Source organism: Ochrobactrum sp. S1502_03 (assembly GCF_044435015.1).
In the GTDB taxonomy this organism is placed as follows: Bacteria; Pseudomonadota; Alphaproteobacteria; order Rhizobiales; family Rhizobiaceae; genus Brucella; species Brucella chromiisoli.
Genome location: NZ_JAYEXN010000020.1, coordinates 23,485 through 36,713 on the forward strand (window position 1 = coordinate 23,485; position 13,229 = coordinate 36,713).

Below are 13,229 nucleotides of genomic sequence, written 5' to 3' on the forward strand. Positions count from 1 at the left end.
CATTTTTGGGAGACATGCGTAGAAAAAAGGCCACCGTTTTCACGGTGGCCTGATCGTATCAGGTATTGAAGCGGAACAGCATCACATCGCCGTCATGGACGATGTATTCTTTGCCTTCGTCCCGCGCTTTGCCTGCTTCCTTGGCACCGACTTCACCATTGTATTTGATGTAATCTTCATAGGCGATGGTCTGCGCACGAATGAAGCCGCGCTCGAAATCCGTATGGATAACGCCAGCAGCACCCGGAGCCTTGGTGCCGCGCTTGATGGTCCATGCGCGTGTTTCCTTGGGGCCAGCCGTGAAATAGGTGATCAGGTCGAGTAGCTTATAGCCAGCGCGGATCAGACGATCGAGGCCCGGCTCTTCAAGGCCCATGGCGTCGAGATATTCCTTGGCTTCTTCGTCGGCAAGCTGGGCAACTTCCGCCTCAATAGCAGCAGAAATGATAACGCTTTCAGCACCTTGTTCAGCAGCCATTTTGGCGACGGCAGCGCTGTGCTCATTGCCATTGGCGGCATCGCTTTCAGCCACATTGCAGACATAAAGCACTGGTTTCGAGGTGAGCAGGTTCAGGCCCTTGAGGATCAGCAGATCATCTGGTGCAATGTCTTTGAGCATCAGGCGAACAGGCTTGCCGTTCTGCAACAGTTCAAGTGCCTGTTCCATGACGGGCAGCACGGTGGTTGCTTCCTTGTCCTTGGATGCTGCGCGCTTGCGGATCTGAACGATGCGGCGCTCGATGCTTTCGAGGTCCGAGAGCATCAGTTCCGTTTCAACGGTTTCAGCATCCGACACAGGATCAATGCGGCCTTCGACATGGGTGATGTCGTCATCTTCAAAGCAACGCAGAACATGCACGATTGCATCGACTTCGCGGATATTGGCGAGGAACTGGTTGCCCAGACCTTCACCCTTGGATGCACCGCGCACCAGGCCTGCAATATCAACGAAGTTGATGCGGGTCGGGATGATTTCCTTTGAGCCTGCTACTTTCGCAATACCATTCTGGCGGGGATCGGGGACGGCCACTTCGCCGGTGTTCGGCTCGATGGTGCAGAATGGATAGTTTGCAGCCTGTGCCGCAGCGGTCTTGGTCAGCGCGTTAAAAAGCGTGGACTTGCCGACATTAGGCAGGCCGACGATGCCGCATTTGAAACCCATGATCTTACCTGTCAGACTAGAATAGAATTGGTGTCGCTATGCGACTTGGATAAATCTTTTGTCGCTATGCGACATGTAACTATGAAGCGTCAAGAGCACCGCGTAAAAGTCGCAGTTTAATCCTTGTTTCCCAAGAGCTTCTTGAGCATTTCAGCCATTGGTCCGCCTGCTGGAATCTGCGGCTTCGCTGCACTCTGGCGTGCCTGCCGAATGTGGCTTTGGGCTTTCGGCGGCGCTTTTGCTGCCTGCGCAGGGTCAGCCTTGAAGCCGTTGGGACGCTGATTGCCGTCGCCCATGGCAACAGCCACGCGGTTCATGAAGCTGTTGTCTTCTTTTTTGGCGAGCAGGCCAACATTGTCCGCGATTGCACCAAACAGCTTATCAAGCCATTCATTATCGACTTTGGCGAAGTCGCCCAGAACATGATTGTGGACAAGTTCTTTTGCACCGGGATGTCCGATACCAAGGCGCACACGACGATAGTCTTTGCCGCCGGGGAACGCCTGCACATGGGCGTCGATAGATTTGATGCCGTTGTGACCGCCGGAGCCGCCGCCTGTCTTGATGCGCAGCTTTGCAGGCGCAAGGTCAAGCTCATCATAGATCACGACGAGATCGGCAGATGTCAGTTTGTAGAAGCGCATGGCTTCGCCAATCGACTGGCCGGAATTGTTCATGAAAGTCATTGGCTTGATGAGAAGGACTTTCTCGCCGTCAATCACGCCGTCGGCGATCTCGGCCTTGAACTTCTTCTGCCAGTTGGAAAAGCGATGGCGGCGGAATATTTCATCCACCGCCATAAAACCGATATTATGTCGGTTATGCGCATATTGAGGGCCGGGATTGCCAAGTCCTGCGATGAGCAGCATGGTTGTCTGACCCCTCTATGCGGACAGCGATTACTCGCCGTCCTTCGCTTCTTCTGCGCCTTCAGCGTTTTCTTCCGACTTGAGGCCGGCAGGTGTCGCAATGGTAGCGATCGTGAAATCGCGATCCTGAATAGCAGGGGTTGCGCCCTTAGGAAGCTTAACAGCCGAAATGTGAACCGAGTCACCGAGCTCAAGGCCGGTCAGGTCGATTTCGAGTGCGTCAGGGATAGCATTTGCCGGAACGATCAGTTCAACGTCGTGACGAACAACGTTCAGAACGCCGCCCTTCTTGATGCCCGGTGCTGCTTCTTCGTTCTTGAAGTGAACAGGAACGTTAACATGGACAACCGACTTCGCGGAAACGCGGAGGAAGTCAACATGCTGAGGGAAGTCGCGGACTGGATCGAGCTGGTAATCCTTAGGGAGAACCTGAATCTTCTTGCCGTCTACTTCGATCGTAGCAACCGTGGTTTTGAAGCCGCCGCCATGGATCTTGTAGAAGATTTCCTTGTACGAGACAGCAATTGCGAGTGGCTCCTGCTTGTCACCATAGATGACTGCTGGAATCTGGCCGTTGCGACGCAGTTCGCGGGAGGACCCCTTACCAACCCGTGTACGCAGATCGGCCTTGAGCACGTAAGTATCGCTCATGGCATTTCCTTTCAAAGTTACTGGAGTGTCGCTTGCCGTTTTATCTGTGCATGATCTTGACCGAAAACCGGTTTCCACTTTTCGGGATCATGCAACGACGAACAACATGAAACAGCCCGATATGCCTTTCACAGGGTGAAAGGCCGGGCGGCTTCATTCCGCGTTGCCTCCAAGGGTGTCTACGCGGATGGCGGTGCTATAGAACAAAGGGGCTTTTCATGCAAGGCGTTCCACAGCTTCTGTGGGCTTTTGTCTTAACGGGTGGCATTGGCCGCGTCAAAAATGTTAAGCGCATGGCAGACTGATCGCGGGTTCTGCCTGCCGAGTCGTCACAACATCCACGGAACAAAGGAAACGAGATGCAGGTCGGTATCGACATGGGTGCTGTTGCTGGAAGTGGTTCTGCCTCGGCAGTGGCGCTTGGCGGTGGTAAGCAGGCCATGCTTGATCTTGAAGAGCTTCTCGCAACGCGTCTTCTGGTGCAGGGCAATTCCGGGTCCGGCAAGTCGCATCTGCTGCGCCGCCTGCTTGAGCAGAGCGCACAGTGCGTGCAGCAATGCATCATAGACCCGGAAGGCGATTTCGTAACGCTTGCCGATCTTTACGGCCACGTGGTTGTCGATGCTGCCCGTTCGGAATCTGAACTCACCCGCATTGCAAGCCGCATTCGCCAGCATCGTGTTTCGGTGGTGCTTAATCTCGAAGGTCTGGACGTCGAGCAGCAGATGCGTGCGGCGGCGGCTTTCCTTGGTGGTCTGTTTGATGCGGAGCGCGATTATTGGTATCCGATGCTCGTCGTGGTTGATGAAGCGCAGCTCTTTGCGCCCGCTGCCGCTGGCGAAGTGTCGGATGAAGCGCGCAAGCTTTCGCTTGGTGCGATGACGAACCTCATGTGTCGTGGCCGTAAGCGCGGTCTGGCCGGTGTGATTGCCACGCAGCGCCTTGCAAAGCTTGCCAAGAATGTGGCTGCGGAAGCATCGAATTTTTTGATGGGGCGGACCTTCCTCGATATTGATATGGCGCGCGCCGCCGATCTTCTCGGTATGGAACGCAAGCAGGCGGAACAGTTCCGCGATTTGCAGCGCGGCCATTTCATTGCGCTTGGACCGGCCTTGTCGCGCCGCCCGCTGCCGATCAAAATTGGCAAGGTTGAAACTTCTGCGCGTTCGTCGTCGCCAAAGCTGATGCCTTTGCCCGATGCGCCGGAAGATGCGCGTGATCTGATTTTTACGCCAGCGCCGGAAGAAATCCGCACCGTTGTGCGCCGCACACCACCACCGCCGCCGCCACCATCGACGGCAGAAATTCTGGCACAGGTGGCCAAGCCAAAGCCGGAAGCAGAGCCTGTTGAGGCACCGTTGTTCCCCGGCATTGTGGAAGCCGAGCGTGATAGCTTGCTTGAGAAGGTCATGCGCGAGATCGTTGACGATCCCGATGCTTCTTTCCGCTCTGTTGCTGTGCTTTATCAGGATTTTCTGGTGCGCTGCCGGATTCATCGAGTTCCTGGCGAGCCGCTCGCTTTGCCTGCTTTCCGCCGCCGTCTTGCGGTTGCGCAAGCGAGCATTGAGAGCGATGTTGCGACTGGTGAGACATGGCAGAAGGCATTGGCGCTTTCTGAAAGCCTTACCGATGATGTGCAGGGTGTGTTTCTGATTGTCGCACAGGCAGCAGTGACGGGGGCGATATGCCCGTCTGATGCGGCACTGGCGCGAGCTTATGGCACTCACTCGCTAAGTCGCGCCCGACGCCTGTTGACCTACTTCGAAGAGCGCGGATTACTGGTTGTGCGCAATGATTTCAAAGGTTTGCGCATCGTGAACTTCCCTGATCTTGAGTGCGAGACGGCACCCGGCGATCCGAATGCGCCTGATGATCAGGCGGATGAGGCGCTTGCGGCGGAATAAAGTGGTTCTGTGCAAACCGTCATGAACCTGTAATGATCCTCAGCAACTGCTTGCAGGATCATGCAGAGAGACAAGATGACGACAAAGCCGCAGCCTGACTTCCGAGAACTGTTTATGACATTTGGCAAGATAGGGCTTTTGTCGTTTGGCGGACCTGCCGCGCAGATTGCCATGTTGCAGCGGGTTCTGGTTGATGAAAAGCGCTGGCTGGATCAGGAGCGACTGATCCATGCGCTGAATTTCTGCATGTTATTGCCGGGGCCGGAAGCCATGCAGCTCGCGACTTATACAGGCTGGGCGATCAAAGGCTGGCGCGGTGGCTTGCTGGCGGGGCTTTTGTTTGTTCTGCCCGGTGCAACCGTCATGCTGGCCTTGTCGGCGCTTTATGTTGCCTTTGGACATGTGGATATTGTTGCGGGGCTTCTGTTTGGCCTCAAGGCAGCAGTGCTGGCCGTGGTGTTCGAAGCGCTGTACCGGATGGCGAAGCGCACGCTTGCTTCCGGTTTTTCCTATCTGATCGCGATTGCTGCCTTTGTTGCGATTGCGCTTCTGAAGCTGCCGTTTCCAATTGTCGTTCTATTGGCAGCACTTGCCGGTGGTTTACGACACTGGTTGCGGGGCGGTGCTGCGAGCAATAACGTCGCGCAAGCCGCCCCCAATGCATTGCGTGAATTTTCGCTGCAAACCCTCATCTGGGGTGGGTTATGGCTGGTGCCATTGGTCGGGCTTTATCTGGCCTTTGGCGGCATGCATGTCTTCACTGCGGAAGCTGCATTTTTTTCCAAACTGGCAGTCGTTACATTTGGCGGTGCTTATGCAGCACTGTCCTACACAGCACAGCAGGCCGTTGAACATTTTGGCTGGATGAAACCCGGTGAAATGCTGACCGGTCTGGGACTGGCAGAAACCACGCCGGGGCCGCTGATCCTTGTACTGGTTTTCGTCGGCTTTGTAGGAGCGGCCAATCTGTCAGGATTGCCGCCACTGGCCGGTGGGCTTGTGGGCGGGCTGATTGCGCTCTGGTTTACCTTCGTGCCGTGCTTTCTCTGGATATTGGCTGGTGCGCCATTTGTGGAGCGCCTGCGTCAGCTGCGCTGGCTGTCAGCCATGCTGAGTGGAATCACGGCTGCGGTTGTTGGTGTGATTGCCAATCTCGCGCTCTGGTTTTCGCTGCACGTCCTGTTTTCACAGGTTCAAGAAGTGCCGCTCGGTCCTTTCACGCTGCCGCTGCCAGATGTCAGCACAATAGACAATGCCGCCGTCCTGATTGCAGGCGCGGCGGCATTCTTGCTTCTCGTTTTAAGGCTCAACATGCCGCTTGTGCTGTTGCTTGCGGCATGTCTCGGCATCGCAATTAAATTAATCGAACAGGCTTGAAACCGATTCTTCAGCCGCGGTGCGCGCAATCGCTTCACCAATCAGGCTGGAGATCGACAGGACGCGAATATTCGGTGCGTCGTTGATCGCGGTCGTTGGCTGGATCGAATCGGTGATAACCAGTTCTTTCAGCTTCGATGAAGCGATACGCGCAACAGCACCACCCGACAGAACGCCGTGGGTGATGTAGGCTGTAACGCTGTTTGCACCCTTGGCGAGCAGAGCTTCTGCTGCGTTACACAGCGTGCCGCCGGAATCAACGATATCGTCGAACAGCAGGCAATCTTTGCCGGTCACATCGCCGATGACGTTCATGACTTCCGATTCCCCCGGACGCTCACGGCGCTTATCAACGATTGCAAGCTGCGCATCGATGCGCTTTGCCAGCGAGCGGGCGCGAACCACACCACCAACGTCAGGCGAAACGACCATGCAATTGCCGGTCGGATAGTTTGCTTTCACATCGCGGGCGATGACCGGAACCGCATAGAGGTTGTCGGTCGGAATATCGAAGAAGCCCTGAATCTGACCTGCATGAAGATCCAGTGTCAAAACGCGGTTTGCACCGGCTTCGGTGATGAGGTTGGCAACCAGCTTTGCCGAGATTGGCGTGCGTGGGCCGGGTTTACGATCCTGGCGCGCATAGCCGAAATAAGGAAGCACAGCAGTGATGCGGCGTGCTGATGAACGACGGAAGGCGTCGATCATGATCAGCAGTTCCATCAGATTGTCGTTTGCCGGATAGGAGGTCGATTGCAGAACGAATACGTCTTCGCCGCGCACGTTTTCCTGAATCTCGACGAAGATTTCCTGATCGGCGAAACGGCGAACAGTCGCCTTGCCCAATGGAATGTCGAGATATTGAGCAACGGATTCGGCAAGAACCCGGTTGGAGTTGCCTGCGAAAAGTTTCATTCTTTTTGCCTCTGAAGCCGGAGCAGTTTCGTTCTGTCGCAAAAAGTCCGTGAAACGGACGTGATCTGTTGTGTCAGCGTGAACCGAAACACGTTCGGCTACGCTTATGCCACTCTTAAAAACTATAAAACCGCGTATTCTTTTTTAGAGGTGCCAAATACTGCAGCTTTCAAGGTTTTCTTGAATGAGCGGCCTATTGCAAAGAGTCACCATCATTGCAAGTCCTGTGAGGTCACAATTGCTGCAAAAAGCTCTCTTAAAGTGCTTTCCCACAGGGCTGCCCACTGGATTCAGTAAAAGATTTCAGTATTTTGTCGGCGAACTGCTTTTTCATGCGCGATTTGCCGCAAGCCAGTTTGAATATTCCTGTATGGTTTTGTCAGCGATTGACTGCATGGCCGAAGGTGGAACAACGCTCCATGAGTCTGCCGCTGAACCGGATACTTTTTCCTGCCCCTGAATGCGATGAAGGCGATTGCCTGCCGCATCGAGAACATCCCAGACATAGAGAACGGTTGTCTGATTGTCTTCAGACAGCACCGAGAAATAGCCTTTCATGACATAGGCGGCATCCGCGCCATTATTGCCTGCAAGCTCAATGCCTTTTGCACGCGCGTCATCATTAATGCGATGAGTGAGCGGCGTGACGACTGTGACAGGCGCGCCGATGATCGGGGCAATATAAAGCTTGCCCGGCTTTAAGGCTGCGGAACGCGCTGGCACTGTGGGCGCCGTCGCGGGTGTCGTGGCGGCCGGGGTCGGCGCTGCCGGTGTGGTTTGTGCAGGTTGCGGCGTGGCTCCCTGCACGTTCAATGCAGATTCGGTGCTGTTGCAGGCGGCAAGCAGTCCAGCAAGCAACAACATCATGAAAAGACGTGCCTTGTTCATGTTCGGCTTCATGCTCCTGAAAGCGCAGACTATTCCAGCGCCCGTCAGATTTATCGCCGATTGTGCGCTATTTGGCAATCATATCAAGAGAATGGCGGGATAAAGGCAGAGCAGCACCATTTGTTGTGAGATAAGTCTGCCCCAGCGTCATGGCGGTTTCCGTGTCGGAATCCATAATGATCATGTGTGCAAACAGCGTCATATCCGGCTGTATGCTTTCGGGATTTCCTGAATAAAACATTTGCGGGTCCATCCAGGATGGTGTGAAGCGCGCGCCTACAGAATAGCCGCAGGCATTGAGCCTGTGACGGGTGAGGCCATGGGCTTCCATCGTGCGCGAATGTGCGTCAAACACATCGCCAAATGTTGAAGCAGGTGTCATCGCCTGTTCGACCGCTTCGAGAGCTTCACGTGCAGCGGCGTAAAGTCTTTCGTGCTCCGGCTTTGGCTGCCCGACGATAATCGTGCGCATCATCGGTGCATGGTAATGGCGATAAACGCCGGACCATTCAAGCGTGAGCTGATCGTTTGCAGAAAGTGTGCGGCGCCCGGCTTTGTAGCGGCAGAGCAGTGCATCGGCGCCGGAGCCAATGATATATTCATTGGCCGGATAGTCACCATCGCCTGCAAAATTGGCGGCCATCATCGCAGCAAGAATATCGGCTTCGCTTGCGCCGGCTTTGATAAGTTTCAGTGCGGCATCCAGCGCATCGTCGCCTAACTCTGCCGCACGTTTGATAAGCGTTATCTCGGCCGGGCTTTTGAGAAGGCGCAGACTGTCCACTATGCCGGAGGCATCGTAGAGCTTAGCGAAGCTCTGTAACTGATCATCAAGTTTGCGAGCATTGGCGCCGGTTAGTCCATGGGTCTGGTATTCAATGCCGATGCGCGTGCCCAGCAGATCAAGTTCGGTGAGAATATTTCGCAGATCAATGGCCGGGTTTGCATTGTCGCGATCGGTCCAGACGACGATATTCTCGATGTTGGATGTATGGCGCGCTTGCCGGAGGTCGGCGGAGCGGGTCATCAATACGGTTGAACCGTCGGCTTTGACGACAAGGCACTGGAAAAAGCAGAAGCCAAAGGTGTCGTAGCCGGTCAGCCAGTACATGCTTTCCTGCGCAAAAAGCAGCAAAGCATCCAGCTTCTCTTCCTCCATCTTCAAGATCAGACGGTCGCGACGTGCAGCGAATTCTTCCGGCTCGAAGTGAAGGGCCATGCGGTTCTCCTCAGTCTACAATGGCAATGGCGGCGATCTGACGGCCATAATCAGGCTCGTTACGATGCGTCGTGCGCCGATAGGAATAAAACTGTTCTTCATCGGCATAGGTACACTGACGCAATGATTCTGCCCTGACACCCGCGCGGGTCAGGCGGTCTGTGATGAAAGTCCAGAGATCGAAAAGCTTGTGTGCTTCTTTGTCCGAAGGCTCAAAATATTTGGTATAAGATGGGTCTTTGCTTGTAAATTCGGCATAGAATTCCGGTCCGACTTCATAATTGTCTGGGCCGATTGTTGGACCAAGGACGGCAATAATATTTTCGCGCTTGGCACCCAGCTTGATCATCGCTTCAATGGTGTTTTCGAGCACACCTGTAAACGCACCACGCCAGCCGGCATGGGCCGAGCCAATGACGCCTGCTTCATGATCGGCAAACAGCACCGGGCCACAATCAGCCGACAATGCGCCAATCGCGATGCCGGGAACATTGGTCACCATTGCATCGGCTTTTGGGCGTGGCGCCGTGAGAGGTTCGGTGACATAGACAACATCAGGTGAGTGGACCTGATGCACTGTGACGAGATGATCGGATGCGACGCCAAGTGTCTTGGCCACGCGGCGGCGATTCTCGCTCACGCGTTCCGGCACGTCATTGGAGCCGCTGCCGACGTTCAGCCCTGCATAAATGCCATCTGAAACGCCGCCTTTGCGGGTGAAAAAGCCATGCGCAATGCGCTTGCCGTTTAATCCGGCAATGCCGTCCAGCAGAGGGGAGCGAAGCGGTTGCGGCTTGTCGGTCATGAGCTTTCTCTTTCAAACGGCTGGATGGTGGGGGAGGCTTGATTGCTTGTCAATCGCAGCTTTTTGACGATGTGATTTATCAGGCAGTCTCAAAGGGGAAGATTTTTATTTGTTTGTCGGCAATAGCCAGCACTTTGAAAAGCGTTCCCATCTGGTCGGGCGCTGCCAAGCGCTCGACATCTTGGCGCAGTTTATTCTGGAAAGCGCCCTCGCGCCCGGCCCCCAAACGTCCAGCGCGATCAACAAGACCCATGCCCAACAGAAAATCGCCCTGCGTCATGGTTGCGGTTTTGCAACCGCAATTGCGCGCGGTTTTTTCCAGCATGTCGAAATCGACGTGGCTGGTGAGGTCTGCTTCTCCCGGATGGGCAAAAACATCATCATAGGCATGCTTCAGCATAGCTTGCAGTGTGTCGCCGAAGCCCGATTGCAGATGGCCATAATCGATAGAAAGTGCGGCCCCGCGCGAAATGGCAATGCGCTGTGCAATTTCCTGCATCAAGGCGGTGCGGGCAGGGGCTGCTTCGAAAATTGTGCCTTCGGGTGCTGTCTGGTGGCCTGCGGGCAGCAGTGCCTCATCAATGCCGCCTGTGCCGCTGATGAAGTAAAACTCGTCCTGTTCATTCAGTGCGATCAGCCGTTCGACAAAACGGCCATTCGATTTTACGAATTGTCTGAACGGAATTGCATCGAACAATTCGTTGGAAACGAGGATGAGTGGGCCGCCCGGAACATCAGAGAATTGTTTGAACCATTCCACGTTCTCACGGCCAAGTTTCTGCTTTTGCTTTTCGACCAGTCTTGGACTGGTCTCAACCATGGCAATGCACATTGAACCAGACATTCCAGGCGCAAGCTTTGCTATTGTGCGCAACATGTCACTCATCAGCGTTCCGCGACCGGGACCAATCTCGCAGAGCACGGCGTTATCAGGGCGACCGAGAGCGTCCCAAATGCCAACACACCAGATACCGATCAGTTCACCGAACATCTGGCTGACTTCTGGAGCGGTGATGAAATCGCCATCGCGCCCAAAAGGTTCGCGTGTCGTATAGTAGCCAGATTCCCGGTCGCCAAGGCAGGCAGCCATATAGTCGGCAACGCTGATCGGCCCTGTGGTGCCGATCAGCCGTTTCAGCCGGTGTTTTAACGATGCCTCAGGCATGTTTTGCTGCCGCCCGATTGGCGCGCCACATCGCCCATAGACCAATCAGAACCATCGGAAGGGAAAGGATCATCCCCATGGTCAGCCAGCCGCCGAAGAGATAGCCAAGTTGTGCATCGGGTTCGCGGAAAAACTCGACGATGATGCGGCTCAGACCATAGCCGAGAACGAATGTGCCTGCGATAAAGCCGGGTGCTTTGAGTTTTTTACCGGCCCAGACAAGCACGAACAGAACGAAAAACAGGACCAGCCCCTCAAGAAATGCTTCATAGAGCTGGCTTGGATGGCGCGGAAGGCCGCCGCCATTCGGGAAGCGTACAGCCCATGCCACATCGCTGACGCGGCCCCATAATTCATCATTGATGAAGTTCGCCACACGCACCACGCCAAGACCGACTGGTACACCCGCAGCGACAACATCGAACATGCTCCAGACCTTGATGCCGCGTGAGCGTGCAAAAAGGATCATGGCAATTGTTGTGCCGAGAATGCCGCCATGAAAAGACATGCCGCCATCCCAAACCGCAGGAATAGCCAGCGGATTGGTGAGATAATAGGGGAGGTTATAAAAAAGCACATAGCCCAAACGTCCGCCAAGCACGACGCCAAGCGCTGCCCAAATCACAAAATCATCAAGCGCTTCAGGCTGCATGGGGGGCTGGTTGCTGGCCCACAGGCGGTGGTTGCGCAGCAGCTTTTTGCCATACCACCAGGCAAACATAATGCCGATGACATAGCCAAGGCCATACCAATGCACGGCCAGCGGACCGATCGAAAAGATCACTGGATCAATATTTGGAAAAGCAAGGCCAGAGGCTGGCTGCAAAGTCTCCATGATAAAATAACTCCATTTTCCGGCGGAACATGCGCGACGATATCTGAGTGGTCAAGTCATCACGTTTATACAGCTTCACTTGCATCACAACCGAGACAGCCCTATTTCCAATTGAGGTTTTCAACAAGACCGTATCGAAGATAGGAAAGAATGCCATGACCAGCGGATCAAACCGGGTTCTCGACGAACTCGCCAAGCTTGTGACGGATGCGGCAGGTGCTGCGCAAGGCGTGCGCCGCGAAGTCGAGACTGCACTGCGCTCACAGAGCGAACGTGTGCTTCATACGCTCGATGTTGTGCAGCGGGAAGACTTCGAAGCGGTGCGTGAAATGGCGATCAAAGCGCGCGCTGAAAATGCGGCCCTGCTTGCCAAAATCGAAGCATTGGAAGCGCGTCTTGCTAAATTCGAAGTTGATTCGACTGCGAAAACGCCAAAAAACTCTGCTCAAACAGCAAAATCCAAAGATAATTCATAATTTTTTATTAACAGGCTATAAGTGCCAAAAACCCTTGTCTTAGAGTCGCTTAAGGCAGGGGTTGCGGTTCGCTCCTCCCATATTTCCACATGCTTTAATGCCTCTTTTCAGAAAAGGGGCTGGCGTTCAGATTCAGCATCAATAGACTGAAAACACTACATGATTCGTAATGGGGTCATGTAGGCAGCGGCGAGGGGCTGTCGTTTTAGTTTTCGCGTCTTTCAGGCTGCTTTCCAGTATCAGTTGCGTATGTGCGTATGCCATTGAGGTGTTGCATGCTGAGTAAGCGTGCGAACTCCTCAACCGATCAATTCGTGCTTTTTTCTGCGCTTTGTTTGCGTGGGGGAGGTGCGGGCGAGCAGTCACTTGCGCGCCGGGAATTTGGAGGTGTCTTTTGAGGCGCTTCCCAGAACAGGAAACGGACATGAGCCTTCTTGAGCTTGAATTTGCACGCGAAGCACATCCGGTGGATGTGATCGAGCATGTTGCGAATTCAAACGACTGGACGTTCGAGCGGACTGGCGACGACGAAATTGCAATTTCGGTGGCGGGCAACTGGACCGACTACCATATCTCGTTCTCCTGGATGGAGGATTTTGAAGCTCTGCATCTGGCTTGTGCCTTTGACATCAAGGTTGCCGAACCGCGGGTCAATGAAGTGATGCGGTTGCTGTCGCTTATCAATGAAAAGCTTTTGATGGGCCATTTCGATCTTTGGCAGCAGGAAGGCGCGATCATGTATCGCCAGTCGTTGCTGCTTGCCGGCGGTGCAGAACCCACCAGCCGTCAGGTGGAAGTGTTGCTTTCAGCGGCGCTTGAAGCATGCGAAAACTATTTTCAGGCCTTTCAATTTGTTGTGTGGTCGGGTGTCAGTGCGCGTGAAGCACTGGAAAGCGTTTTGTTCGAAACAGTCGGACGCGCATAAATTTAATCCCGGTTTTTTGACCGGGATTCACTTTGGGG

13 protein-coding genes are annotated in these 13,229 nt (G+C 54.5%); 4 read left to right on the plus strand and 9 right to left on the minus strand.

Annotated elements, in window-relative coordinates:
- Window positions 1–58 precede the first annotated feature (58 nt).
- The 3 genes from ychF to VBH83_RS13335 all read right to left on the minus strand — a co-directional run bounded on the left by ychF (window position 59) and on the right by VBH83_RS13335 (window position 2,682).
- Window positions 59–1,162: a redox-regulated ATPase YchF gene (gene ychF, locus VBH83_RS13325; protein ID WP_265985561.1), complete on the minus strand. Its 1,104-nt coding sequence runs from the start codon at window positions 1,160–1,162 to the stop codon at window positions 59–61.
- Window positions 1,163–1,278: 116 nt separating this feature from the next.
- On the minus strand, window positions 1,279–2,031 hold the full coding sequence (pth, locus tag VBH83_RS13330) for an aminoacyl-tRNA hydrolase (RefSeq protein WP_265985560.1): 753 nt from the start codon (window positions 2,029–2,031) through the stop codon (window positions 1,279–1,281).
- 30 nt (window positions 2,032–2,061) lie between these two features.
- The gene (locus VBH83_RS13335) at window positions 2,062–2,682 is read right to left on the minus strand and encodes a 50S ribosomal protein L25/general stress protein Ctc (protein ID WP_265985559.1); all 621 of its coding nucleotides are present in this window, start codon (window positions 2,680–2,682) and stop codon (window positions 2,062–2,064) included.
- A 359-nt stretch (window positions 2,683–3,041) separates the two neighbouring features.
- Between VBH83_RS13335 and VBH83_RS13340 the strand changes: the two genes are divergently transcribed.
- Together VBH83_RS13340 and chrA are read left to right on the plus strand one after the other, a co-directional pair.
- Window positions 3,042–4,586, plus strand: coding sequence for a helicase HerA domain-containing protein (locus tag VBH83_RS13340; protein ID WP_396998160.1), 1,545 nt, complete (start codon window positions 3,042–3,044; stop codon window positions 4,584–4,586).
- Between the two features lie 75 nt (window positions 4,587–4,661).
- Complete coding sequence (chrA, locus tag VBH83_RS13345; protein ID WP_396998162.1) at window positions 4,662–5,963, plus strand: chromate efflux transporter; 1,302 nt, start codon at window positions 4,662–4,664, stop codon at window positions 5,961–5,963.
- Here chrA and VBH83_RS13350 read toward each other — a convergent pair.
- The 6 genes from VBH83_RS13350 to lgt form a co-directional block, all read right to left on the minus strand.
- Window positions 5,946–6,878, minus strand: a complete 933-nt coding sequence (locus VBH83_RS13350; RefSeq protein WP_396998164.1) for a ribose-phosphate pyrophosphokinase — start codon at window positions 6,876–6,878, stop codon at window positions 5,946–5,948. The genes chrA and VBH83_RS13350 overlap by 18 nt on opposite strands.
- Before the next feature lie 330 nt (window positions 6,879–7,208).
- Window positions 7,209–7,778 carry a hypothetical protein gene (locus VBH83_RS13355; protein ID WP_396998166.1) on the minus strand — a complete coding sequence of 190 codons (570 nt, stop codon included), beginning with the start codon at window positions 7,776–7,778 and terminating at the stop codon, window positions 7,209–7,211.
- 55 nt (window positions 7,779–7,833) lie between these two features.
- Entirely contained in the window at window positions 7,834–8,985 is a 1,152-nt protein-coding gene (locus tag VBH83_RS13360; protein WP_396998168.1) for a M24 family metallopeptidase, read from the minus strand.
- A gap of 10 nt (window positions 8,986–8,995) precedes the next feature.
- A complete protein-coding gene (gene pgeF / locus VBH83_RS13365) occupies window positions 8,996–9,790 on the minus strand; it encodes a peptidoglycan editing factor PgeF (RefSeq protein ID WP_396998170.1) in 795 nt (264 codons plus the stop codon).
- Window positions 9,791–9,869: 79 nt separating this feature from the next.
- Window positions 9,870–10,955 (minus strand): class I SAM-dependent methyltransferase, encoded by a 1,086-nt coding sequence (locus VBH83_RS13370; RefSeq protein WP_396998172.1) that lies wholly within the window; start codon window positions 10,953–10,955, stop codon window positions 9,870–9,872.
- Window positions 10,948–11,793: a prolipoprotein diacylglyceryl transferase gene (gene lgt / locus VBH83_RS13375; protein WP_265985700.1), complete on the minus strand. Its 846-nt coding sequence runs from the start codon at window positions 11,791–11,793 to the stop codon at window positions 10,948–10,950. Before lgt ends, VBH83_RS13370 begins: the two co-directional genes overlap by 8 nt.
- A gap of 152 nt (window positions 11,794–11,945) precedes the next feature.
- On the opposite strand from lgt, the gene VBH83_RS13380 reads away from it, so the two are divergent.
- Together VBH83_RS13380 and VBH83_RS13385 are read left to right on the plus strand one after the other, a co-directional pair.
- Window positions 11,946–12,266 carry an accessory factor UbiK family protein gene (locus VBH83_RS13380; protein ID WP_396998174.1) on the plus strand — a complete coding sequence of 107 codons (321 nt, stop codon included), beginning with the start codon at window positions 11,946–11,948 and terminating at the stop codon, window positions 12,264–12,266.
- Window positions 12,267–12,690: 424 nt separating this feature from the next.
- Entirely contained in the window at window positions 12,691–13,191 is a 501-nt protein-coding gene (locus VBH83_RS13385) for a YbjN domain-containing protein (protein WP_007875981.1), read from the plus strand.
- Window positions 13,192–13,229 lie beyond the last annotated feature (38 nt).

What these genes read in the sequence shown, in the direction of transcription:
- ychF (WP_265985561.1), bottom strand. Translation starts at nt 1,162, where the DNA reads ATGGGTTTCAAATGCGGCATCGTCGGCCTGCCTAATGTCGGCAAGTCC.
- pth (WP_265985560.1), bottom strand. Translation starts at nt 2,031, where the DNA reads ATGCTGCTCATCGCAGGACTTGGCAATCCCGGCCCTCAATATGCGCAT.
- VBH83_RS13335 (WP_265985559.1), bottom strand. Translation starts at nt 2,682, where the DNA reads ATGAGCGATACTTACGTGCTCAAGGCCGATCTGCGTACACGGGTTGGT.
- VBH83_RS13340 (WP_396998160.1), top strand. Translation starts at nt 3,042, where the DNA reads ATGCAGGTCGGTATCGACATGGGTGCTGTTGCTGGAAGTGGTTCTGCC.
- chrA (WP_396998162.1), top strand. Translation starts at nt 4,662, where the DNA reads ATGACGACAAAGCCGCAGCCTGACTTCCGAGAACTGTTTATGACATTT.
- VBH83_RS13350 (WP_396998164.1), bottom strand. Translation starts at nt 6,878, where the DNA reads ATGAAACTTTTCGCAGGCAACTCCAACCGGGTTCTTGCCGAATCCGTT.
- VBH83_RS13355 (WP_396998166.1), bottom strand. Translation starts at nt 7,778, where the DNA reads ATGAAGCCGAACATGAACAAGGCACGTCTTTTCATGATGTTGTTGCTT.
- VBH83_RS13360 (WP_396998168.1), bottom strand. Translation starts at nt 8,985, where the DNA reads ATGGCCCTTCACTTCGAGCCGGAAGAATTCGCTGCACGTCGCGACCGT.
- pgeF (WP_396998170.1), bottom strand. Translation starts at nt 9,790, where the DNA reads ATGACCGACAAGCCGCAACCGCTTCGCTCCCCTCTGCTGGACGGCATT.
- VBH83_RS13370 (WP_396998172.1), bottom strand. Translation starts at nt 10,955, where the DNA reads ATGCCTGAGGCATCGTTAAAACACCGGCTGAAACGGCTGATCGGCACC.
- VBH83_RS13380 (WP_396998174.1), top strand. Translation starts at nt 11,946, where the DNA reads ATGACCAGCGGATCAAACCGGGTTCTCGACGAACTCGCCAAGCTTGTG.
- VBH83_RS13385 (WP_007875981.1), top strand. Translation starts at nt 12,691, where the DNA reads ATGAGCCTTCTTGAGCTTGAATTTGCACGCGAAGCACATCCGGTGGAT.